This window comes from Cohnella laeviribosi DSM 21336 (genome assembly GCF_000378425.1).
Lineage (GTDB): Bacteria > Bacillota > Bacilli > Paenibacillales > Paenibacillaceae > Cohnella > Cohnella laeviribosi.
Genome location: NZ_KB899853.1, coordinates 1 through 23110, shown reverse-complemented (window position 1 = coordinate 23110; position 23110 = coordinate 1). Strand labels below are relative to the sequence as shown.

Annotated in this window: 25 protein-coding genes and 1 pseudogene; 3 read left to right on the top strand and 23 right to left on the bottom strand. The window is 44.1% G+C overall.

Annotation, left to right across the window (positions count from 1 at the left end; translation table 11 throughout):
* A pseudogene (locus tag F560_RS26650) lies at window positions 1-312 on the bottom strand (transposase); the annotation flags it as partial.
* Between the two features lie 430 nt (window positions 313-742).
* Between F560_RS26650 and F560_RS0119615 the strand changes: the two are divergent.
* Both F560_RS0119615 and F560_RS0119610 read left to right on the top strand, forming a co-directional pair.
* Window positions 743-1729: a tyrosine-type recombinase/integrase gene (locus tag F560_RS0119615; protein ID WP_019007454.1), complete on the top strand. Its 987-nt coding sequence runs from the start codon at window positions 743-745 to the stop codon at window positions 1727-1729.
* Window positions 1722-2690, top strand: coding sequence for a tyrosine-type recombinase/integrase (locus tag F560_RS0119610; RefSeq protein WP_019007453.1), 969 nt, complete (start codon window positions 1722-1724; stop codon window positions 2688-2690). The genes F560_RS0119615 and F560_RS0119610 overlap by 8 nt, the downstream gene beginning before the upstream one ends.
* Before the next feature lie 931 nt (window positions 2691-3621).
* Here F560_RS0119610 and F560_RS0119600 read toward each other — a convergent pair.
* The 22 genes from F560_RS0119600 to F560_RS23720 form a co-directional block, all read right to left on the bottom strand.
* Complete coding sequence (locus F560_RS0119600; RefSeq protein ID WP_019007451.1) at window positions 3622-4563, bottom strand: hypothetical protein; 942 nt, start codon at window positions 4561-4563, stop codon at window positions 3622-3624.
* 253 nt (window positions 4564-4816) lie between these two features.
* A complete protein-coding gene (locus F560_RS0119595) occupies window positions 4817-5227 on the bottom strand; it encodes a helix-turn-helix domain-containing protein (RefSeq protein WP_019007450.1) in 411 nt (136 codons plus the stop codon).
* Between the two features lie 85 nt (window positions 5228-5312).
* Window positions 5313-5672 carry a hypothetical protein gene (locus tag F560_RS0119590; RefSeq protein WP_019007449.1) on the bottom strand — a complete coding sequence of 120 codons (360 nt, stop codon included), beginning with the start codon at window positions 5670-5672 and terminating at the stop codon, window positions 5313-5315.
* A gap of 12 nt (window positions 5673-5684) precedes the next feature.
* The gene (locus tag F560_RS0119585; protein WP_019007448.1) at window positions 5685-7670 is read right to left on the bottom strand and encodes an AAA family ATPase; all 1986 of its coding nucleotides are present in this window, start codon (window positions 7668-7670) and stop codon (window positions 5685-5687) included.
* Between the two features lie 12 nt (window positions 7671-7682).
* On the bottom strand, window positions 7683-7895 hold the full coding sequence (locus F560_RS0119580; protein WP_019007447.1) for a DNA modification system-associated small protein: 213 nt from the start codon (window positions 7893-7895) through the stop codon (window positions 7683-7685).
* A complete protein-coding gene (locus tag F560_RS0119575) occupies window positions 7882-10008 on the bottom strand; it encodes a DEAD/DEAH box helicase family protein (protein WP_019007446.1) in 2127 nt (708 codons plus the stop codon). Before F560_RS0119575 ends, F560_RS0119580 begins: the two co-directional genes overlap by 14 nt.
* 2 nt (window positions 10009-10010) lie before the next feature.
* Window positions 10011-10544 (bottom strand): hypothetical protein, encoded by a 534-nt coding sequence (locus F560_RS25710; RefSeq protein ID WP_062493968.1) that lies wholly within the window; start codon window positions 10542-10544, stop codon window positions 10011-10013.
* The gene (locus F560_RS0119565) at window positions 10531-11388 is read right to left on the bottom strand and encodes a DNA-methyltransferase (RefSeq protein WP_019007444.1); all 858 of its coding nucleotides are present in this window, start codon (window positions 11386-11388) and stop codon (window positions 10531-10533) included. The genes F560_RS25710 and F560_RS0119565 overlap by 14 nt, the downstream gene beginning before the upstream one ends.
* Before the next feature lie 14 nt (window positions 11389-11402).
* On the bottom strand, window positions 11403-12284 hold the full coding sequence (locus tag F560_RS25260; RefSeq protein WP_160327821.1) for a DNA-methyltransferase: 882 nt from the start codon (window positions 12282-12284) through the stop codon (window positions 11403-11405).
* A gap of 430 nt (window positions 12285-12714) precedes the next feature.
* Window positions 12715-13668: a tyrosine-type recombinase/integrase gene (locus F560_RS0119560; RefSeq protein ID WP_245554908.1), complete on the bottom strand. Its 954-nt coding sequence runs from the start codon at window positions 13666-13668 to the stop codon at window positions 12715-12717.
* Between the two features lie 310 nt (window positions 13669-13978).
* The gene (locus F560_RS0119555; protein ID WP_019007442.1) at window positions 13979-14191 is read right to left on the bottom strand and encodes a hypothetical protein; all 213 of its coding nucleotides are present in this window, start codon (window positions 14189-14191) and stop codon (window positions 13979-13981) included.
* 436 nt (window positions 14192-14627) lie between these two features.
* The gene (locus F560_RS0119550) at window positions 14628-15002 is read right to left on the bottom strand and encodes a hypothetical protein (RefSeq protein ID WP_019007441.1); all 375 of its coding nucleotides are present in this window, start codon (window positions 15000-15002) and stop codon (window positions 14628-14630) included.
* A gap of 15 nt (window positions 15003-15017) precedes the next feature.
* Complete coding sequence (locus F560_RS0119545; protein WP_225312648.1) at window positions 15018-15536, bottom strand: DUF6036 family nucleotidyltransferase; 519 nt, start codon at window positions 15534-15536, stop codon at window positions 15018-15020.
* A 461-nt stretch (window positions 15537-15997) separates the two neighbouring features.
* A complete protein-coding gene (locus tag F560_RS0119535) occupies window positions 15998-16324 on the bottom strand; it encodes a DUF6809 family protein (protein ID WP_156829060.1) in 327 nt (108 codons plus the stop codon).
* Window positions 16325-16413: 89 nt separating this feature from the next.
* On the bottom strand, window positions 16414-16716 hold the full coding sequence (locus F560_RS0119530) for a DUF7678 domain-containing protein (RefSeq protein WP_019007437.1): 303 nt from the start codon (window positions 16714-16716) through the stop codon (window positions 16414-16416).
* Between the two features lie 55 nt (window positions 16717-16771).
* Entirely contained in the window at window positions 16772-16924 is a 153-nt protein-coding gene (locus F560_RS25705) for a hypothetical protein (protein WP_019007436.1), read from the bottom strand.
* A 37-nt stretch (window positions 16925-16961) separates the two neighbouring features.
* The gene (locus tag F560_RS0119520) at window positions 16962-17168 is read right to left on the bottom strand and encodes a hypothetical protein (protein ID WP_019007435.1); all 207 of its coding nucleotides are present in this window, start codon (window positions 17166-17168) and stop codon (window positions 16962-16964) included.
* 66 nt (window positions 17169-17234) lie between these two features.
* The gene (locus F560_RS25700; RefSeq protein ID WP_156829059.1) at window positions 17235-17462 is read right to left on the bottom strand and encodes a hypothetical protein; all 228 of its coding nucleotides are present in this window, start codon (window positions 17460-17462) and stop codon (window positions 17235-17237) included.
* 170 nt (window positions 17463-17632) lie between these two features.
* Window positions 17633-17824, bottom strand: coding sequence for a hypothetical protein (locus F560_RS0119510; RefSeq protein ID WP_019007434.1), 192 nt, complete (start codon window positions 17822-17824; stop codon window positions 17633-17635).
* Between the two features lie 25 nt (window positions 17825-17849).
* The gene (locus tag F560_RS0119505) at window positions 17850-18032 is read right to left on the bottom strand and encodes a hypothetical protein (protein ID WP_245554906.1); all 183 of its coding nucleotides are present in this window, start codon (window positions 18030-18032) and stop codon (window positions 17850-17852) included.
* Window positions 18033-18207: 175 nt separating this feature from the next.
* Window positions 18208-21639, bottom strand: a complete 3432-nt coding sequence (locus F560_RS23725) for a DUF5704 domain-containing protein (protein ID WP_019007432.1) — start codon at window positions 21637-21639, stop codon at window positions 18208-18210.
* Window positions 21640-22022: 383 nt separating this feature from the next.
* The gene (locus F560_RS23720; protein WP_156829058.1) at window positions 22023-22949 is read right to left on the bottom strand and encodes a stalk domain-containing protein; all 927 of its coding nucleotides are present in this window, start codon (window positions 22947-22949) and stop codon (window positions 22023-22025) included.
* Here F560_RS23720 and tnpA point away from each other — a divergent pair.
* Window positions 22923-23110, top strand: a 188-nt coding sequence (tnpA, locus tag F560_RS0119490) for an IS66 family insertion sequence element accessory protein TnpA (protein ID WP_019007430.1), incomplete at its 3' end; no start/stop codon positions are given. The genes F560_RS23720 and tnpA overlap by 27 nt on opposite strands.

The following is a 23110-nucleotide window of genomic DNA, read 5'->3' as shown; positions in this document are numbered from 1 at the left end:
GATTGCTTTCCTTGCGTTTCGTCCATTCGTAGTAACCGCTTTTGGAAACGCCGAACACGGAGCACATCTTCGCGACACGGAACTGCAAGCGGTGTCTGTGGATGAACGGATAAATCAGCGCCGGTCTTTTGCGAAGTAGTGCATGGCCTTTTTTAGGATTTCGTTCTCCTCTTCCAGATCGCGAATTCGCTTCTGAAGGGTACGCAGTGCTTTATCCTCCGGCTTCAGCTGTCCGCTGCCTGGGAATGCCTGAGCCCCGTTGCTCTTGAATTCAGCGACCCAACGGTAAAGCGTATTCTCATGCAGCCCCATTGTCGCATTCTCGGTTTTCTGTGTCCAATGTAAAGTCTAGTATCAGTTTTTTCTGATTTGCGACTATTTCTTATAGCGCTTCCGCATTCACGACTCGAGCCGGTCTTAGATAGCTCCTATCTTAGGCCGGCTCGTGTGTCGTTTGAGCTTCTTCCATGATTATACATCTGACGATCAAGGGGCGAAAGCCCCGCAGCGTGAATATGGTGTTATACGAGCCGGAAGGAGGTGAACAAAACCCTCCAAAATGCCGAAAAACCTTATGTATCAAAGGTTTTAGCCGATGGATAAATTATTCCATCTGAGCGTAAATAACTCGGTTTTTCGTGAAAGTTTTACGAAATCGTATACCGGGTTGTTATACGAACCACCCCTAGTCGACTCGTATATCTGCTTTACCTCGCATAACACTCAATGGAGGATATGCGAAGTGTCAAGCCAAAAAAATGATCCAGCAAAAAGATTGCAAAGTTCAAACGTTACTTTCGATGAAGCCGTTTATCTTTTCCTACAGGAATGTAAAATCCGAAATCTAACGGAAGAAACCATCCGCCGTTACCGCAAAGGGCTGACCAAATTCAAGCAACACCTCGAAACTAAGAAACTGAATTTGGGTACGCTAACCCCTTATGATCTGACCCACCGCATTATCCCCAGCATGCTGGACGAGGGATTGGCACTGAGGACGGTGAACTGTAACCTTTGCATCCTTAAAGAGTTTTTCAAATTCCTTACATGCGAAGGTTGGATGGAAACGAACATTTCCTCCGAATTGAAACCGTTCAAGGTTCAGCCCTCATTGACGCATACCTTCACGGACGGTCATCTGCAACGATTGCTTGCTCAACCGGACCGCTTCACCTTCACAGGCTATCGTAATTATGTCATGATGCTAGTGCTGCTTGAGACCGGCATCCGATTGAAGGAACTGGCGAACCTCCGGATTACAGATATTAACTTTGAAGAAGGATCGCTGCACATCCAGCAAGGCAAAGGACGGAAAGCCCGCCAAGTGCCGATTCAACGCACATGCACGTTCGAATTAAAACGGTATTTACAGGAACGGGGAACGCTGGAACACGACCGCCTTTGGATCAACTTGGACAATCGCCCGTTTAAAGCTGCGGGAATCCGGATTATGATTTCCCGATATTGCAAAGCGACAGGTATCAAAGGTATCCAATGCTCCTGCCACACTTTTCGACATACGATGGCGAAAAAGTATCTACTAAACGGCGGCGACATATTTACGCTAAAAAGCATTTTGGGGCACGAGCGGATGGAAACGACGGAAATGTATGTCGAACTGTTTTCTCGAGACCTGCAAATTCAACATGGAAAGTTCAGCCCGGTCGAACATCTGGTAAACGAATTTCCGGACGCCATCGACAAAAGCGGGGTGAGCCAGTATGAATAAACGCAGGCAAAACGTACTGACTACCGTCGATGGTTCCAGTTCCGCAAAGCAACAATTAAGCTTCGACGATTTACTTCATTCTTTTATTCTCGATTGCAAAGCAAAAAACCTTTCGCCACTCACGCTTCGATTTTATCAGGACAGCGTTCAACAAATGAAAGATGCTTTTCTGGAACAGGAAGTTCCGCTCGATATCTATTCTGTGACTTCCCGCGATGTCAAAAACCATTTTGTCGCCTATCTGATCGACCGAGGAAAGTCCGACAATACGGTGAACGGGCGTATTAAAGGCGTCAAGCAGTTCTTCAGGTATTTGTTCGAGGAAGGCTGGATGACAAATAATATCGCGGACGAGTTGCATGTGGTCAAAGCGGAAAAGCTGATGATTCAAACCTTTACCAGAGAACAAGTGGCCAACCTGCTGGAACAACCGGACCGCAAAACGTTCACCGGCTTTCGTGATTACACAATGATGATGGTGCTGTTAGAGACCGGAATGCGGATCAGCGAACTATGTAACCTTAAAACCGGGGACTTGTTCTTCAAAGAGCAGGAGATTCGGATTACGAAGGGAAAAGGGGGAAAAGCTCGCCGCGTGCCGTTCCAGCAAACTTGTGCAAAAATCGTCCGTAACTATCTGGACATCCGCGGCGATCTGGAGACGGACGCTCTGTTCGTCAATATCAACAACGAACCGATCAGTACCCGAGCATTGCAGGAAAAAATGCAGGCCTACGGTAAAGCGGCAGGCATTCAGGGAGTACGGGTTTCGCCCCACACATTCCGCCATACGATGGCAAAATTCTACATTTTGAACGGAGGAGACCCATTCACCTTGCGGCGCATATTGGGACATGCTACGCTCGATATGGTAGAGTATTATGTAGAATTGTTCAGTAGTGATATCAAAAAACAACACAAAAAATTCAGCCCGGTAGAAAATATGAAGCGAATTATTTAATTTGGAGTCCGAGTAGAGCAGTGATGGCGAGGAGATGATCAAGCGGCGGGTCATCAGACCCGCCAACATCGAGCCCTCAGCATTTCTCACGCCTCGTTGAGCAGCCCCAGGTTCATTTGAATTCCTAAGTCGATCTGCGCATACGTCGTATCAAACAGTTCATCTTCGGATGCACCCTTTCATCCTGAATGACTCCGTACCGAATTGCGGTTCGTCGTCATCATCATATTCACAAGAGGTCATAATTTGTTGACATAAATGCGTTATCTGCCATCATTTTAGTTCTTATTATATAGATCAGATTGTTTGATATACTCTCTGGCCTTTTCATAAGTATTAATACTAAAACATTGATATAAATTGTATATGAATGATTTAAACTCAATAAGAAAATAAACCATTATCGTCACATATATTGTTGTAAACACCACACAGATTTGTGTATTAACTCGATTAGAGAACCACGGTAAATGAAACGAAGGATCCAGATTTTTAACTATAAACAAAAGAGACATGTTCCCTAAGATTATAGTCAAGTAAATTATTGAAAGAACAAAGAAGTAGCTATTGAATCTTAAAAACATACTCTTATTACCTTCATTTCTGGATAGAAGAGTTTTCAATGTTTGGCCATTTGCAAGTGCTTGAAATATTGAATATCCCGTTAATATAATCCCAAAAAGAGGGAGGTACGTATTGTTTATTATTTCCAATACACTTACAACTTTAATTACTGCATTATTTGTGAACACCAAACAGGAAAAAAACAAATACAGTAATAATAAATACACTGATAACAGACCCAACCTCAATTTAGATGGGCGCATTTCAGAAATGGCAGATTTGAATACTTTATTAAAACTATCTAGTTTTAGTATTTCTAAAGTGTTCTCAGTTAATTTCTTAGATTCATTATGATCCATACATATCCCTACCTACTTTGATGGAATTTTCTTATCACATCCATTTTGGTCTGATATATTCTTTCATTATCTTCGCTTACCTCAGTAAACTCTTCTTTATTTAAAACCTTGCCAACTATTGTATCGAGATTGCTGGAATATTCATTCTCTTCATCTAATTCAATTGTTAGAACATCCGTGAAGGAATCACTTTTAAGAGTTCTTTTATTACCAAAGCGATCCTCAACTCTTAATGTTGGCTCAACAGTACCTTTTGTTTCACGTATAAACTCGCCTACTTGTAGAATATTTTTTGGGGAGTTAATTGTTGTATTTCCGGATTTGCTACCTAAAATTTCTAACTGCTCGGTAAGTTCTTTAAAAAGTCCTTGTACTGGAATATCACCATTTAAGGGATAAAACCGAAGTTTCATATAATGTATTTTTTTTACTCCAACTAACTCTTTATTAATTGCCCCTTTAAATGGTATTGGAACAACATTTAGGTGTGGAGTAGGTAGCTTTTTATCTTTAGCGCTGTTTTCTCTATTCTGCTCTTTTACGTAGTCTGAAAGTATATCCCTTGCTGTTGAACTAAAGTTCGCAATACTCGGACTTCCCTTTTGATTTTTTACAAGTATCATCCTGTGATTATTGAGAGCGATAAGAAATATTGAGTATGGGGCAGAAGGTATACGAAGATTTGTATGTTCAATTCCTTTTTCTTCCGAGTAACGTGAACGGACTTCGAGTTCGGTTTTTTTTATAATAAAACCCGTCAAAAAGTATATACCTCTTAACATGTATACATTCACATTATCAAAAAAGAACTCTGCGCCGTCTGTCTTTTTGGCTTTACCCGATTGAAATGCTGGAATAACTATTTGTTCAAAAAAATTCAAAAATGGTTCATCTTCATTACCAAAGGTACAGTTAAAATTAGCGATGGTTAATTGTTTTGATTCTTTCATATGCAAATCATCTCCCGTATTATTTCCACCCTATGTTATGAGGTATAAAGTACCGCAATACTATGAAAACTGTTAGGCCATGTTATTAACTATTTAATAAATCGAGATTTCTAATCCTTTGATTGTCAGTTTCTTCGTATTTACATTTTCTTCCCATCAATTACTCTTCACGAAGGTGGCTAGGAGTAATGGATCAGTTTTCCCTTGTGACCATCAGCAAAAAAAAAAAGTCACGGCATGCTATTATGATAACTTATTGATTCTTCATTAGATTTTTAATAAATACTTCCCAGTCTTTATCGCTCGCATTATTTTTATTGGCAATACGCAAGGCTATTTTGACTATATCTTTATTAATAATATACTCTTGTAAATCTGGTGGGATCTCTCCTTTGGTTTGACCTGCTAAGTCAAACATTTCATCACGTTCCTCTTCGCTCAATACTAGTATTCTAGAGATTTCAAACAGCTTTTCTTTATCGGGAGCATAGCGTCTGCCTTTCTCAATGTCACTTAGGTATGCGGGAGTGATCCCTAACAGCTTAGCCATTTTTCGCATACTAAGTTGTTTAGCTTTTCTTCTTTTCTCAATAAAACTACCAAAGGCAATATTGTGATTCGACATCACACCCCCCCCTCCAAAAGAAAGCGTTTGACCAATCATGAAAAAATAATCTCCTCATCCGATGGTGTCGCGGCCGCGACAAACATAAATATACTGCTATAAGAAACACTCTTTCTGAAATGTCTTACATAAATTTGCTTATTTTCCCGATACCCTCTGCTTCGATTATTTTACCGATACTTAACAACCCCTTGTTCATAAGTGCCTCAATGTAGCGATATGGGGTTTTTGTATCTGGATAGAGAGATAAGATCAGGCTATGTAAATACTTGTCGGCATCTACTGAGCCTATGTTCCACTTGGTACCTCCACTTTCTCCAACTTTGAATTCAGCCAAACCTGTATCAAGACCATTTCGAACAGCATAAGCCAAAGCAAACTTCGCTATTGCAAGTCTATCTTCAAAATATTCTGTTTCCTCAAGTACATCAGCTACATTGTTTGCTTCAACAGATAAACCTATATTAATTCTATCTTCTATCATGAATTAGCCCCCTCAGCCTTTTACAATTTGAGTGTTAAAAGCTGTTTTGCTGAATAATTTGTACTCATTCTTTAAATTGCTACCCAATATTCTTCTCGCGAGTTGCTCGTCAATTTCGCCGCTATAAACAAGTAACAACACTTGTTCAGCAAGATTTGGTAATGCGGCAGTGATTTTTCTCTTATGCTCCGGATCAAGACGTCCAAAGGGGGAGTCCATGATAATTGGACCCTGTAGCGGAGCGTTCTTATGCAATGCCCCTATTAAAGACAGTGCAACTAAATGCTCATAACCTGCAGATCGAATTTCCACAATACGTCCGCTCTGATGAACGATCGCTAAGCCATAATTATCATTAATCTGGAGCTTATTATACTCAGGCTGATTTGAGATACTTACAAAGATTTCTGAAGCGTCCTTTTCAACCTTTTGCTTCAAATTGTCTCTATAAAGCTCAACTCCGCGCTCAAATATTCTTTTTATCTTTTCACAGGCTTCCCGTTTACGTTCAGCAATTATAAGTTCATCGTCCGAAGCTGCTTGCTTAAGTTTTTCCTCTATACGCTTTATTTCATCTTTAACTTTAATAATTAACTCCTGCTCTTCTCTTATACCATTCTCAGTGTTATCAATTTTCTGTAAGCACCTTGCGAGTTCGCTAGCAACACTACTCGCGCGAGAAATATCGCCAGCTTCCCTAATGTTTTTGTCCAAATCACTTAATCGTTGTTCCAAATCGCTAAGCTCAACAGTGATGTCGGCCAGTACGTTCTCAATGGCAACCACTTGAACCCGTAATTCTTCTACGTTTAACTTTTTTAATTGTGCCCTTCGCCCCTGCAACTCTATTAGCTTGTTTTCTTCGAATTCTGTCAAAGCAGCAAATCCAGCATTGTAGTTTGCAGTTTTTTCTTTTATTAATTGTAATGCATGATTCGCAAGACCTTGCTCACAAATAGGGCATTTTCCTGTTTCACAGCCTTTTTTTAGCTCTTCAATTAGCTGTTGTGATATTACGTGCTTTGACTTCTTGTCTTCATATATTTTTATTTCATCCTCTAATTGCAACAGAGCTTTTTGTATGCGTTGACTTAACATTCCCTGCCAAGCATTTTTAGTTAATTCTTTCATTTCAATAAGTTTCGCTGAACGAGCTTCTTTTTTACGCTCAACTGTTTCTTCAAGCCTTCTTTTCTCGTTTAACCAGTCTCTGACTTTCTCAGTTTGTTTCATCTCTTCTTCAAGATCATGACGTTCGGTGGTGAGTTCGGCTAGCTTCTTCCTCAAGTTTTCCAGTTCGTCTTCGTGTGATTTCAATTCGGTTTGTTTTGCTTCTAGTGCATTTCCTAGGAGCTGAGTGTCTTGATTTTTTTGGGCTACTTTTGTTAATCTTTTGGAATATTCTTTAACTGCCTCATTTGTGTCTGTAAGACCATTTGTCAGTACAGGAACGCCAAGGATTGTTTCTATTGCTCCTTTAATTTTTGCCCCGGTACTGTTTTCATCTATAAGTAATTCTTCATATTCCTGTAATAATTCACCATCAAACAGAAAAAAGCGTGAAACCTGTTCCGGCATAAGACTTTTCAACACGTGGTCCTTTTCTTCGTTTGATAGTATGCTTCCTCCACGCTTTAGAAACACTTCTTCTTTATAATCACTGTCCTTATCAGGTTTACTAATCCCATCTCTTACTACAAACTGTCTGGTGAGTTCATAATCAGTGCCATCGTTATTCATTTTTAGCACAACTTTGAAACCATACTCACCTTCATCATAACTTTCCCAATTTGCGATTTGCTTCAATGAATGTGATTTGGCTCCGCGCCCCTGAACCTTACCAAAAAGAGCATATCGAAATACATTTAATAGAGTAGTCTTACCTAGTCCATTATTTCCCCATATAATAGTTACTCCATGATTTGATGAAAACTCAATCTGCTGCTTTCCTTTATACGGTCCGAAGTTTTCAACTGTAAGGCGTAGAAAGTGTAACATTTTGCCCCTCCACTAATTCGCTTTTTCAGTTTCAACAATAAGTTTCGACAAATACTTATCAATGAGTTTAAGAGCTTTTGTCTGCGCTTCAACGCGATTATCTTGGTTTTCGTACTCAATTTTTAATAAATCTTCTAATAAAGCCCGTGGCAGTTCTGGGTATTCCTCAGCTCTAATAGCCTCTAAGGCAATGAAAAGTTCATCTAGATTACTATTCTTCCTCATCCTCGTAACCCCCAGTAACTGATCTGACAAAATCAATGTTAAAATCAATAGCAACATTTCGAAGTTTGGTAATACAAGATGGATTTTCAGCCCATTCTCCAAATTGAATTGCTCTAGCCAATTCAGCTTCTATTATTGATAATTGTTTTAGATCACCTTCATCAACCCGGTTTGGCGTTACGATAGCATCATGCAAATAGGCAAAAGGTTTCTTTTCTGCTCGTCGTAAAATTCTGCCACGTCTTTGAATAAACTCTCTGGGGTTCTTGGACGATGCAAGTATTAATGCATGAGTTGTCGCAGGTATATCAACCCCTTCATCAAGGCACTTAATGGATACCAAAACTCCTCCATTTATAGCAAAGTACCTCAACGTTGCTTCTTTATCACCCTCCATATCAGAGTGATATTCATAAGCATCGAAGCCATTGTTGAGCAGAAGGGTTAGTACCTCTCCTAACTGACCGCGATTATCACAATATACAATCCACCTTTGCCCTTTAAGGAAATGCTGTTTAAGCACATGAAGTACCAATTCAACTTTGGCAGCAGCATTTTTGATTATTCTTGCTCTCTGAATCAATAAGGTCTTTACTCTGGTGTCATCCATCAAATTTTGTATTTCCAAACCAGGCTTCATATTGGTAACAATATATCTGCTTAATTCCTCAGTTATGGCATCCCAGTCTTTTTGCTCATTGTTGCTTAGTTTTATCTCATGAGGATAATAAAAATATTTAGTTAATACTTCTGAGGATATTGCATCTTTCAAAGTAAACGGAGGAGGAATTATGCCACCAAAGTAAGAAAAAATAGCATTCGTTCCCTCTTCATCCCCAAAGCGTCTTGGAGTTGCGCTGAGTCCTAAGCGAGCTCCTGTATTTATCCGAAATACCCGCCTGCGAAAAGGACTACCTAAACGATGCACCTCATCGGCAACCATAAACAAATGTTCCCCTTGTTCGACACCGTAAAGAAACTGATCAGAAGCAGCAGTATCCATTGTCGCTATTATTATTTTTTTCTTTGTCACGCTTCTTTGCGTCCACGCAGAAAGGTGTCCCATTTTTTTCCATGAATTATTTCCATCACCGCAAATCAAAAATGTTACATCTATATCGCTAAACACTTCTGTTAGTTCCTTTTTCCATTGCGTCAACAGTTCTGTCGAGGGCACTAATACCAAGGGAATCTCATTTCTATCAATAGCTTGTCTTATTGCACACATTGCAGTATAAGTTTTTCCGCTTCCTGTTGCATGCTCGAAGATCCCTCTTCTGCCGTTATGTTCCCAGTTTTCTAATGCTTGTATTTGATGAGGGCGCGGTATTCTGCCGCCATTTTTTCTTTCAGCGGTCCACTTTTTTCCAAGGTCAATCTGCTCCTTAACTTCTTCAACAAGTTCTTGCCATTTATCTGTGGAAGCATATTTTGTAAACAAATCTTTTGCAGCTTTTGGAAAATCAAATACATTGATGCTCTTAATATTGTTCTCCCATAGCTCGTTAAAGTATTTGATCGCGTTTTCAACACGTTTTTTATCTCTGCCTTCAAGCCAATTTGGAAAGACATCAATAGATTCGATGTTGCCATCTGAGGATAGTCCCTTAAAGGTTTCATTCATTGAACCTCTAAAACCAACACAATTCATCGCAGCATCTTGAAATATGCCAACCTTATCATGGAAAAGCCTCTTAACTTCTGGTGCTGCATCAGATTCCAGTATAGCTATTTTTATGTCGATAACCTCAAGTGCAACCAAGCAAGCCAATGCTCTTGTTGGTTTGCTTAAGTATGTATCTTCGAATAACCCATTGATTTCCTTTATAAGAGCTTCGACAATGACTTCTGATGATCGGGCGTTATACCCCTCAGATATAGCCGTTTGATCTGCTTCGACAATGTATGGAGAGCAAATAATTCGCATTTTCCCTCCGTTCTCTACGAAACGCTTCAGAGCTGTCCATGCGATTATGTAAATAGTACTGCCAAAATAACCAGATATCCGATCGTACTTTATAGAATTTTCCATGCATGGCAAATAGAACTCATTGGCTATATCATCTGTAGCTTTATTGTAATCGGTCTTAAAATCGAAGCAGTTCAAATTCATTCTTATCCCTCTAATAATTCTTTGTATATGAGTCGCATTCTTTCCTTTATTGCATCCAATATACGCTCACTTCTTGCCGCGATTACGATTTCGGTACCTGAATTAGTATTTCTTATTTGAGTTTCAAACGGAGTAAGCAGTGCCCTGACTATTGTCTCCGTTTTTACCTGTAAATTTTTGTTTCGACCGAAATTTTTATGCTTTGTTGCATCCCAGAATACAAAGACATCATAATCCTTCACGTAACCAACAATCAGTGCAAAGAAACCATCAGAGAAATCAAAATTTCCTAGCTCATTCTTCTTTTTTTGATCAACATTTAACACGACCTTATACTCATCAATCGGCCTTCCTCCTGGAGGATTGCCACAATTGAACAAATACACTCTAAATTTCAAAGGCGAGGGTTTCCTGAGTTCAAGTAAGAGAGGCCTGTAATTTATATCATCAACTCTTTTTACCGCTTCACCTAACCGTGAAACAAAATACTCATTTAATGTCTTTGACGCCTTAAATGTGCTTCTACTCCTCGTCATCTCGTAGACCCTCTAACGTCTTTAAGAGTGCAGTTTCTGCATTTTTGACATATTCCTGATAAATATCAAAACCTATAAAGGTTCGTCTCAACTTTAATGCTTCAATTCCAGTTGTACCTGTTCCCATCCAAGGGTCAACTACAAGATCACCTTCTTGAGTGGTTGCTTTAATGTATTTGTTCGGTAGATAACTCGGCTGAATCGCTTGATGCAGATCCTGTCTTGCTGATACAGGGCCTCTAATAACGTTCTGTGGTAAAGCACCCAAGGGATTGGCTTGTATTCGTTTGTTTTTTCTAACGTAACTCACACCATTTGCTCTTGGCTTAAATTCATTGTTCTCATATTTGCTAAGAGTTGTTTCGGAATAAGGTCTCCTTATAGCATCAAGATTAATTTTCCAAGACGGACTTTTAGAAAACCACAAGTTTTGTTCATAAGCATCTTGACATGCTACTCTTAGACCTGTTGAAACAGGGTTATCTTTGACCCATATTTCAATATCTACGCAACTAAGTCCCCATTCCTCTTCCATCATGATGGCTAACTTTTCAACAACTAGTGAGCGAGTTGTACATCGACCACCTTTATGACGCTCTCGATTTGCTTTTACATTTATAACAATAAAGCCGTCTTCCCTAAGCTTAAGCTTGGCTGCGTTAATAAAAGGTGAGATTTTGCTAATATATTCGTCAGACTTCCATACACCATAATTTCGTTCTGCGTTTGGATATGGTGGCGATCCATAGACCAGCTTTATCGAGGAATCTGGAAGCAACAGCATGCCTTCGGCACCATCCATGCATTTAACTATGTATTTTTTTTCAGCAAGTGTTTCAAGCATCTAACCATTCCTTATTATTCAAAGTCTTCCGGAAACTCGAGCTTCATTCGTTCATAAGCAAGATCACAATAATCTTTGTTTGCATCTATACCAATCCAATGCCTTTTATTTCGATGTGCTGAAACAGCGGTAGTACCTGACCCTGAAAATGGGTCTAGCACAATATCGCCTTCATTCGTGCCTGAGAGTATAAAGAACTCAACCAATTTTTCCGGAAATCTTGCCGGATGAGCTATACCTTTTTCTTTACACATTTTGATAAAACTATCATTACTACTGGTGTTCCCAATTTCAATTACGCTTCCAGGGTCAGATCCACCCTTGTCGCTCCAAACTTTTTCACAATTAAAATTATGTGTGCTTGGCCTTGTATTGTAATTCCGATTCCCTTTGCCATTACCATTCAAATATTTTTGCATATCTTTGCTATATGGTTTTCTTATTGGATCCATGTTGAAAGTCCATGTATCACTTTTGCTAAACCAGAAACAATATTCATGTGATTTTTTAGTCCTTCCAAATCTTCCGGATGAGAAAACATTTGGTGGTGTTGATGGATTATACCAGATATAGTCGCGGACTAGGTTATAACCTAGTTCCTTTGACATTCGGATGACGAGTTCATATACATATAAATGTTGTACTCCGTTTACGACTTTGTCACTAATATTTAACACAAAGCTTCCAGTTTCTTTTAATACACGCTTCATCTCTGCTGCTTTTGGCAGAAACCATTCGACAAATTCATCAGGTGGAATCTTGGATTCATCGGTTCCATAAAACCGTCTATCTGCGTAAGGCGGAGAAGTTATAATAAAATCAATACAATTATCGGGAAAATGCGCAAGAACATCTTCGCATTTTCCCGTTATAAAACGATTTATAGATTCTAGCACTCCTAACAGCCTCCATGCTTCTCTTGTTGTACTATGTAAGCATAAATGCTTACATAGTGAGTATAACAAGCCTATTAATCAAGTACAATAAAACATTAAATATGAGTCTTCCTTTGCGATAAATTGAACTACCCTACCTATCGCATACTTGCTGGGGTAGCTTGAGTTCAATTTTATTTTTTAACCTTGATTAAAGTACATCTTCTTAAAATTCGTCTCTTGGATTTAAAAGAAACTGTGTCTCGTTTTAAGGTCAACTTTATTAAACCTATGCTATAATTCTACAAAATGTGGCAAATTCCTCCTGATAAGTTTGAAAGAACATTCTAAATTAAGTCCGTAACATCCTGATATGTAAAATGGCTGTTTTGATTTCCGCGGCGGTCAAAACAGCCAAAGTCTTTTGATTCTTCAAACAGTAATTATCTAATCACAACAACCTATCCTTGTATAAATGCCGCATCGGCGACGATTTTGTGTGCTTCTCTCTCATTTCCGGCCTCCACAGGTTCACGTATTTTTTGACCATGTCCTGTGAGGTGTGGCCAAGGATATCCTGCAGGCTGTATGGGTCTCCGTCATGCATGATGTACATTTTGGCGAAGGTGTGCCGCAAGGTATGCGGACTGACCCGCACGTTAGTTATGCCGGCGTCTTTGCCATACTGACTCAGAGCTTCCTGGAACGACCGGACGCCGAGCGGCCGGCCATCGAGCGTGACAAAAAAGTGTTGCGATTTCACGTCCCCCCTTGCCTTGATATACCGAATCAAGATTTTGCGAACCTCATCGCAAAACGGAATGTCTCGCGGCCTTTTGCTTTTTCCGATGACGCCGAGTATCTGGCTTTCTTTCACGTCGACCTGGCTCATTTTCAGCTTAGTCATTTCCCCGACGCGCAGTCCCGTATCGAGAATCAAGGATAGCATGGTATAATCCCGGAAACCGGTGAACGTATTCTGGTCCGGCTGCTTCAGCAAGGCGACGACCTGCTCCTCTGTAAAAGACGGAATGGTCGGCTGATGGCCTTTCCGTGTTTTCAGGTGTGCTGCCGGATTGTCCGGGATCCAGCCTTCCTCATGGAGAAATAAAAAGAAGCGCTTGATCGCCTTGATCCGGTTGTTGATAGTGTTGAGCTTGTAGCCTTTCTTCTCCACCATCGTCATAATAAACTTGTTTCGCAGGAAATCTGTCGTGACGTCATAAACACCTGCCTCAATCTCCTGTTCCTGCAAGATTCGGCGATAGCATTCCAGGCTGCTTTGTTCGAACTTCACTGTATGGTCGCTTGACGTTTCCGCGCGGCGAGCTTGGACAAACAATCTTACGGCTTCTTCCCAGGTCAGCCGGTAACCGGCCCCGGAAAACGCGCCGGAATCGTACAATTCATTACTGCGCCGTTTGTGCGCGGTTTCGTTTTGCCGAAACATGCGTACTACATTTCCGCCCATGGCTCATCCCTCCGTCCGTTGTGGTTGCTTTCCTGATTTATGTGTTTATCGCACATTTCGTAAAAAGAAGCTGAGATTTTATGTTTAAAAACGGTCCATGAATGCCTTCCATCCTCTTCATGGTTCACGTGAATTTCAACGATGCCGGACCGTTACCTGTTGTTCCATCTTTTTTCGACAATCTGACAATATCGCCTCCCAGTTTGGACATGGAAAGCATAAACAACCGTATGCCTCATCTTTGTTAATGAAGGATCTTTTCTGTTACCTCGAAAACAACGAATTCTGCCGGCGCTTTTTCGATGCCATATGCCTCCTTCATCCGTTCCGAAGCCCGTTGCTGCGCCAGTGCTTCTACTTTCGAACGTTCTGACGTGAAAACCGTAACCCGAATCCGGTAACCGTCCGCTACTAACCCACATTCATACTGCCGGTCCACATTATCAACCCTTTTCATCTGATTTGTTCCTGCAGGAAAGACACAAGTCCTGTCCTTTGTATACCTGATCATAAATCCCCGGTTCGACTCTAATCGTTTTCCCGCAACGACTGCATGTGAAAGAAAAACGGTTCAACACAACTCGCCTCCTGTGCCGTGAAACAATAAAACCGCCCCAGCGGGACGGCTTTCGTTTGCACGTTTGAACATATTTGTTTTTGAACAATTATCGATTCAGTGAAAGTATAGTTTGGCCGATTGCCGATGTCACAAGCTACCCATCATCATCGTGCCACTACTTATATTGTGCCACGAATTCCTTGATCTTTGATTGGGTGTAAACCAAATCGCCGTACAGCAGAAAGCGCTGTTTCCAAATAATGCTCCGCTTCCTTCTTCGCTTGCGCGACCCTTAAGTGATTAAAACTGGATGCTTTCATCCCTCAAAAGAACTTCAGACCCTTGTTAACGAATTCGCAGAGGTGAAGATATTCCGGAGTCTGAACTCGATCGGGCTTTCCACCAACAACACCAGTCGAAGATTGCCCTTAGCTTCCATCCAAAACACCGGCTCTTTCAAATAATACTGCGGGCGATAAACCCATGCCGGGCACTCCAAATTGTAATCGTTGCACAGTTTTTCTGCCATACCCGCCAAAAAAGGCAGGATATGGGGAGCCAGGTTCGGATAAAAGGCAGGTTCCTGTTCCACCATTTGTTTTCTTTTCTCATTGTCGCTGCGATAAAATTCATCCAAAAAATTACCGGTATGAATTTCGAAGCTTCCTGCATTCTGACTGGTCAGATGCGCGATATCACGCAACTCCATAATGACCCCATCCTTTTATAATCCGTTGCCGAAAAGTTCTTCCAGCACATACTGCGATCTCGGCGGCATCCGATTTTGCGGATAAAATTTCTCAAGTACTGCCAGCGCCTCGTTCATCGTCCGGATGCCCAAGTACCTCGCCAAAAATTGAATATCCTCCCGATCCTTGCTTTCAAACCCTCGCGCAGCCAAACATTTCATGGCAAACATATACTCCGCTGTAGCCGCGTAGATCGCCAGATTGGACATACGCTTAAACAACCGGACGTCATGATTGCGGGAGACGTATCCCTTGACTGCGGGATTCAACCAATCCGGCTCCAGATTGTATTCGTCCGCAATATTTTTGATAATGGTATACATTTCACTTGTCGGCGCAAATACGGCGTCTATATCTTTGGTGACTTCCCGGCTATGGAATACAAGGCACATGACCGCGCCTCCGAACAGGCACAGCTCCCCATGCAATCCTTTCTGTTTCAGTCTCTCGTTTACCACTTCCAAATAATTCATGATCGCCGACCTACTTAACAAAATGATCTTCTCCTTTCATTATAAGTCGATTGCACTTATTTCAAAAGCGAGAAACGGTTCCCGACATTTGCTGCACGTCGCGGCCAACGTTGCCCCTGTACGCGGCGCAGGTATTCATGTCGGGAAAAGATGCTGACCATGCAAAATGCCCGCCAATTGGCGGGCATTTTGCAAGAACAATTTGTATGTTTCCATTTGTTCAACCTCAGACATCTTACCTTAATCCTTTGAGGCCAGTTGAGATTCCAACCACCTGCCGAAGTCCGCTGTTTTGGACCAGATCGAAAAATATCCGCTTCGATCGCTGGCTGTGTTCCGTATCGCCTTGCTGTAAGGCTATCTGCCAGCCAATCAGTTTTCGCCTCACTTCCAATGTCAGTTGTTCGGTCCGTTTTTGAAGCTTTGTCAACACCCTGAATCCCCCCTTTTTAAGTGCAAAACCCATATGAGGTAAATCCCGATCATTGGGGTGGATCCGCATTACCGAACCTTTCATCGACAGGAATCTGTCGGATCAATTCATCTATACTGGCATACATTTGAAACCCGTCCAGAAACCCGCGTACGTACATCTCCTCTTTTTCTATGGACTCTTGAAAACTAAAACGGTCCTCCCATTCCACAAACTGGCGCTGCTGTTCTTCGGAGAACGTTTCCTTGAGCTGTTCAAACAACTCGGACACTTCTTTCCATGCCGTACTATGTCTTGGATGCATACGCATGCGCTGGCCGAGTACATCAATTCGTTTCCGGAAAGCCGCGATCAACCATGGAGGTACACCATCCACACCCATTTCTCCTTTCCTCGGAAGGTGTGTCGATCTTACCTCTGCTGCGCCCGGTGTAGCAAGTCGTTTTTCCCGATTACCGACTTCTTTTATCGCCGTGTTTCGAACGACCAGTCGACGCTCTTACCGTCAAAATGGCGTACCGTTTTCTCCACCACCGCGCGGATTCGGATGTTGTTCGGCGGGCCGCCGTCCCATCCCCGGTCGTAGTTGGCCAGATTACGGTTGAATCCGGCAGACCGATCCGGGTACACAGTCAGGCGGCTGATTCGCCCTTCGGCAATCCCGTATTTGGACGGTTCTGAAAATACTTGGGCCTGAACAAAATATCCGTCCACTTCCCCTTCGAACAACCGGCCCATGAACCATCGACCCTTTTCTTGAAATGACATGTTCATCCCTCCCCAAATGAAAAGGACACGACCGTTTGTACCGATCCTGTCCCTCTTAATCGTAAGGCTGGTTTTCTTTGATGGTTCCGCACTTGTCGCACTTTACCGTGCACGAACGGGGATGATTCAGCCGTTCCATTCCGCTCAAATGCTTCGGATACTCCTCCACTTTGATGACCATAAAAATCCCGTCGCTACATTTGAACACCCCACTCACCTCCTCCTTTCTGTTTCAAGCTTCTCTGTCATTCCATCCGGAAATCTTGGCCATTCAACACCCCGCGCAATGCCCGTTCCAATTGCCTGTCCGTGGCATCCATGATGGATTGCGGATTGTATCCTTTGTCCCTCGCAAAAGCGGCAAGATCCCGACGGAAATTTACATCTGAAACACAATGAGACACGACCAGCACGGTGATCCAATCCTTCGGCAAAGAAATTGGGTTCTTCATCGCCCGCCCCCATTTCTGGTCAATGTTTATTGGTAAAACTTCAAAGCCTGCATTTCTTTCATGGCTTTATTGCAGAGAAAAAATCCGCCAATAATTTCGGATTTCATCCAGTTCCCCGCTATGCCATAGACTTTTTCCGGCACGCGTTTCAAATTGCCATTGCCACTGGTTAAATCGATCACGGCGCACATAAACGGTAACCGGGTTGCCGTATTTATCTTTGGTATGCAATCGAACGACATTCTGACTGATTGGCATCGTTTCGATGAAGAATAGAAATTGGGACTGGCTCATCGAGTCACCTCCCCGTTCCCTTAAAAACACAATGGAGAAATCCGAATTAGATCCTTCTCAAGCTCACTCTACCCGATATGGAGTGAATCTTTCCGTCTTATCATTTTGCAAACAACGCTTCGGTAGCTGCCAGACTCATTGACTACCCGGCGATCTTTTTTTTTGGCTCGTTATTCGATTCCGATCGCCCGGCCAATGGGAACGCCGTTCATCATACCGTAAATGGCATCGCTGTCGGCGTTCGTGTAAAGGATCAAATGCCCTTCCACCTTCGCCGTGTGCTGGGCGCCATTGGAGGAAAACGAGAGGGCAGCGTCCGGATACGCTTTTTGCACTTTTCGTTTGAAATGGTCATAGCTCATGCAAACTGCTCCTTTCCGGGGTTTATCATTTCTTCTTGGGATACAGGAACGAGACACCTTCCTTGAGCTCCAGAACGCCTTTCTTTTTCATAAACGCCTCCAGGTCTCCTTCGTAGACCTGGATTGTCACGCCGTTTTGATCCCGGATGTAGTAATACGTATCGCCAAAACCGTTCTTCTCTTTGGATATGACCTCCAGTGACGGCATCCATTCCCCCTCCTCCGTCAAACCCGTTCCATAGCAAACAGGCGGCTGGACCGGACAAAAGCATCCGCCGCCGGACGGGATGTCGTACATGCGCATTCCTCCATAGACACGAAAAGAACCCCTGCGTACAGGAGTCCTTTTCGTGTAAAGTGATTAAGAGAAAAATAAACCCGATCTAATGCGTTCCACCCGTACCGAAGTCATCATACGAGGACAGGTTGGCATGGTAAAAAACGATATCGCCGTCCTTCAACTGAAACGTCACGCCGTACGGATCAGTGAAGCTGCGCTGGAATCCTTCCATTTGCCACTGATTGTCCAGCGGTCCATAGATGTACTGCAAATGCGGGTTGTTCAAATCCCGGTTTCGGATAGTCTCCATTTTGAAGTTGACAATGATAAAGCCGTCCTTCAGGAATATGGGCGAACTATCATCCAGCCGGTTCGTGCGCCCGTACTCAGCCAGGTTGAATCCTTTCGGCACGACATACGGCGCGGCGGGCAGACTGTATTCTCCGTACCACTTCTGCACCGAAGCGTTGGCGCGCGCCGCATCGACGCCGGACGGCACGTTCATGCTGCCTAAGAACGTCCGGAGCTGGGGCGGCAGCAGCATAATGTCATATCCTCCGACGTAGGTCGGTTTATTGACGTCTTTCAGGTACTGGTTAATATACGCCTGCTTCGTGCCGGAACCGCCGTTCAAACTCCACAGCGAGTTTGCCGTGTTGATCAGCTCCTGCTGCGGCACATTTCTCAGCCGTGCATCCAGCGTAATATTGCGCCGCTCCGCATCGTCGCTCGACCCGATCCGGATAAACTTCTTTTTCCCGGAGTTGTAGTAGAGATCAACTTCCTGCCGGTTCTTGCCTTTGCTGTCCACAAAATAGAAGGTCGGTGTAATACGAATGCCGTCGCCCGAGCCGAACATATTCCCTTTCGTTTTGACGTCAAACTTGAAATGATACCCCGTTTTCACGGCCACGTTTTTCTTCCCGGCTTCCGGGTGGCTGCCCTGACGAACCGGCAGCACGAACGGAGGCTGGTTGCCCCGCGCCGCGCCGTCAATCCCCTTCGTACCGACCCAATAGGCATTTCCGGTTGGCGCTGCGCTGTCCTTTTGCGTCCGGAATACCGTTTCCCAATTGTAATCTGCGATGTCGGTGATGCGGAAATCATAGAGACGGCCAATGACCTCCACCGGAACAACCTGCGTGGCAACATGATTGGCCACCTCCAGATTGGCGTTCATCTGTGTGCCAAAAGAAGACGGCGGGCTGTTTTCTGCAAAGGTGCGGAACAATACGTCATAGTTGCCTTCATCGACCCATACGGGCAAGAAGAACGACATCTGAAGCTGCCCGACCGGAATGGACGTCCACGTTTCTTTCGGAATGAACGTCGATTTGTCGGCGTTGTATACATCAAACGGGAACCAGACCTGCTTGTCTTTCGTGTACTTCGCATAGTCCCGGTTGCCATAGCCTGGAATGTCCCGGTGCTGTCCGCTGGTTGGCACCGTTACGGTAAACGGCCGGTCCAAAATGAGCGCCGATCGCCCGGCAGTCGGTTGCGTCTTTTGGTTATGCGCCTTGTCGTCCGAAACGGAGGCATAGTTGACTACCGGTGTATGCACGGTAACGGTGTTGATCCCGTTGATCGGAAAAGTTTTATTCTCCCCGCCGTTAATGCCTTTGACGAGTGAATAGAATATCGTGCCCGAGCTTGGCTGGTTGGCTTTGTTTACCTTGCCGGAATCGATCACGTAGCCTTTTTCGTACAGCACATCCTGTCCGATCATCGGCGGGGCCGGAATCGCTCCCGGCGCCGGAGCCTGTTCCTCTACCGTCCGGTTATCCATCACCGTCGTTCCATTGAAGACGAGCGAATCGTTTTTCACCTTGATCTTGCCAATCGCCTTCTCGGCCTCGCTTTTCCAATCCTCGTTCGGAACGGATGGACGGCTGGAACCTCCGGAAATGGTCTGACCCGGCAGCGTCACATTCGAGTAGATCGGATGGGTAATATGCGCATCCAGCGAAGCATCGTGGGCCGCAGATATATTCGGCGGGGTGTAACCGTTCGGCTGAACGGTTACCGTTCCCGATGGCAGCGCATAGTTGGCAAATGTCGCTTTTTGAATGCCGTACACTTCCAGGCGGTTGATGACCCAATAGCTGTATTTGCGTTCGATCGTATAGCTTTTGGTCACCGTCTGCGTTTCCGAGCGCGGCACGGTAATCGTCGTCGGATTGCCATCCGCATCCGGAGGACCGGAGCGGGTTTCCGTCCAGGTCAGCGTGTACGTTTTGCTCACTTGAATCGGATACTGCTGCGTGCCGGATATTTCGACAAACTCATTCCGGTACAAATACGCTTTCGACAAGGCATTCACATACAGGCTTTCGGAGGTCGGGATTCCTTTCAGCACATCGAATTTCTCTGTGCCGCGCTGATCCGCCCGGATGACGCCTGTTGCGCCCGGATCCATGACTTCTGCCTGCCTGGAATCGCCTGGAGTCGTATCCCCGCCATCCGATTTGCGTAACGTATGGTCCGTTGTGGAGTCGCCGGTATTCCCGTCCACATCTTTGACGACGACAGTCATTTGCACCGTCACACTGGAACCGGAAGAAAACGGGATTTTGATGGGGATCGTTTTGCTGGCTGATGTGCCGGTGAGCGGTCCGGTCTTGTCACTGTCTTGCGCAAGCGCAGCATTTCGGATATCCGTGATTTCGTACGATTTCAGATTTTTGAGCGCTTCGGCTTCAAAAATAAAATCCCCGTCCACTTCGGCAACCGTTTTGTCCACCGTATCCGGCGCTTCAATCCGGGAGGTGACAATCACCGAGGAGGGGATTTTATAGATGCCGACAAAGTTGGAGCCGCCTGCCGCTACGGTGATCGATCGCTCCCGAAGCTTCGGGTCTCCTTTTTCCTGAATAAATTGCTTCATGTCCGGTTTATCGTTGTTGATAATATACGACCGGATAATTTCGTAGGTTTGGCCGTTATCGGTGATTTGCTGTTCAAAGGTATGGGTGGCCTCCGCCCCGGTCGCGTACTTACCCTTGTCCGTTTCCTTCAGCTTAGTGCCGTCTTCTTTCTGGTAAATGGCTTTGACCGGATTGTCCTGTTCCTTGTATTCGGCGATGATGTCGGCTCCGCTTAAATACACACTGATGTGCCGGTCGAGCAGATTTTCCTGTCCCTTTTCCCGAACGAACTTTTTATTCCCCGGATTGTTTTTGGATACAAAATACGACCTGACGATTTCATACGACTTTCCGCCTGACTCGAATGTTTCCTCGAACGTATGCTCGATCTCTTCCCCGGCTTTATAGTCGCCTTTATGGAATGTGCACGCCGGATCCGGAATAACGGCGCCCGTTTCGGTTTTACAGACGATATCGACCGGAAAATCCGGACTGTCATACGTCACCGGAACGCCATAATAATCGTCCAGATCGTCAGGATGCGCCCATGGCTGCGCCTTTTTGATTTCATCTAAGGTATAGTACGGCCCGCCGATTTTGTTCCCGTTTTGCGTAACGATCATGATGGCATATAGATAAAGTTGATCATTCTGCTTGATGCCTTCCATTCCGCTGTCTGTCAAAGCCTTCGTTACTCTCGTCTCCGGTACTTCGAAAAAGGTGGTGACCGGTGTTCCTGGTGCCGGATTTTGGGGATATTGATCCACTTGTTCCAGGCCCTCGATTGATGCTGAGCCTGTTCCTGTCGGATCGCAGTGTTTGCCTTTGGAATCATACGTACATATGGACGCATCTTCCCTGCGCACCGTCCAACCGACCGTTTTGTATCGAATCCCTGACGAAGCGGCCGTACTTGTGATGTTAAATGTTATTTTCCCGCTAGTAATTCGAACTTTAGGAACTTCCGCGTAAATTCTATAGGAAAAAAAGGACAACAAAAAAGTGCATGCTAGCAGCATGCACAATCCCAATTTGATTCTTTTATTCATTTTTAATCAACCTTTCGGATGATACTATTAAAAAACAGGCTCGCTCCCGGACTCACTTTTAAGGTTTTTCCCCAATTTCCTCCGACGTTCGTATCCATTACAATATCCGAATATCCCTCGTACCAAACTCCCTTTTCAAATGGAGTGTCGTTAGGAACCCATGTATCATTCTCCAATTTCATGTCACCGGGAAACCAGGTATCATAAACAAGTGTTTTGTGCTGTTTGAAATGATTAAACTTTATCCTGAACTTTGACCGAACGTTATACCCTCCGAATCCATCCTGATATATCATGGACGGTTCCGGATCGAGGTATCCCTCAATCACAATTTGATTATCCTTTACCCAATCGACATATTCCCGAGCTGCTTTCAGTTTCCCAACATTGCCGTCCGACTGCACCTCAGCCACCTTCTCAGCCCATGTGTCATCAATCGTCCTGTAGTCGACATTGAGCCATAATGCTCCGAATGCTTTTAACCGATCCATCCAGATGTCAATGTTTTCTTTCTTGAATTCGGGCCAACTGGCGTACATCTCCGCCGATACGGACCTTTCCTTGACATCGGGATGGGAAAACGGGTACTTCATCTCGTACATTTCATTCGGAACATCAGCCAAAATGTACGGATAGTCCTTCGCATTTTTCGGAAGGTTGGTGGTGCGAATCAGGCGTCCCCACTGATCGTACTTTCCCTCGGCATCTTCCTTTGTTTTGATGTGCACGGTTGCGGTAGCTTCGTCCCACTTGACTTCCGCGCCCAGCACTTCGCTCACAAACCGCAGCGGGACGAACGTTCTGCCCCCGCTTATAATGTAAGCGTCAAATATTCCCCACCTACACGGACTCGAAGATTCATGAAAAACTAAGCGTATCGGAAAGATAGGAGGTACGCGCGAATGAACGAAAATGAACGCAACGAGCAATGGCGGGAGCGGATCCGTGCCTATCGGGAAAGCGGACAGACCATGCGAGCATGGTGTGCCGCCCAAGAAATCCCGTTCAACCAACTGAAATACTGGCTGCGCAAACTGTCGCCGGGCAAACGGAAATCACCAACGACGACTTGGGTGACGGTCACCCCAAC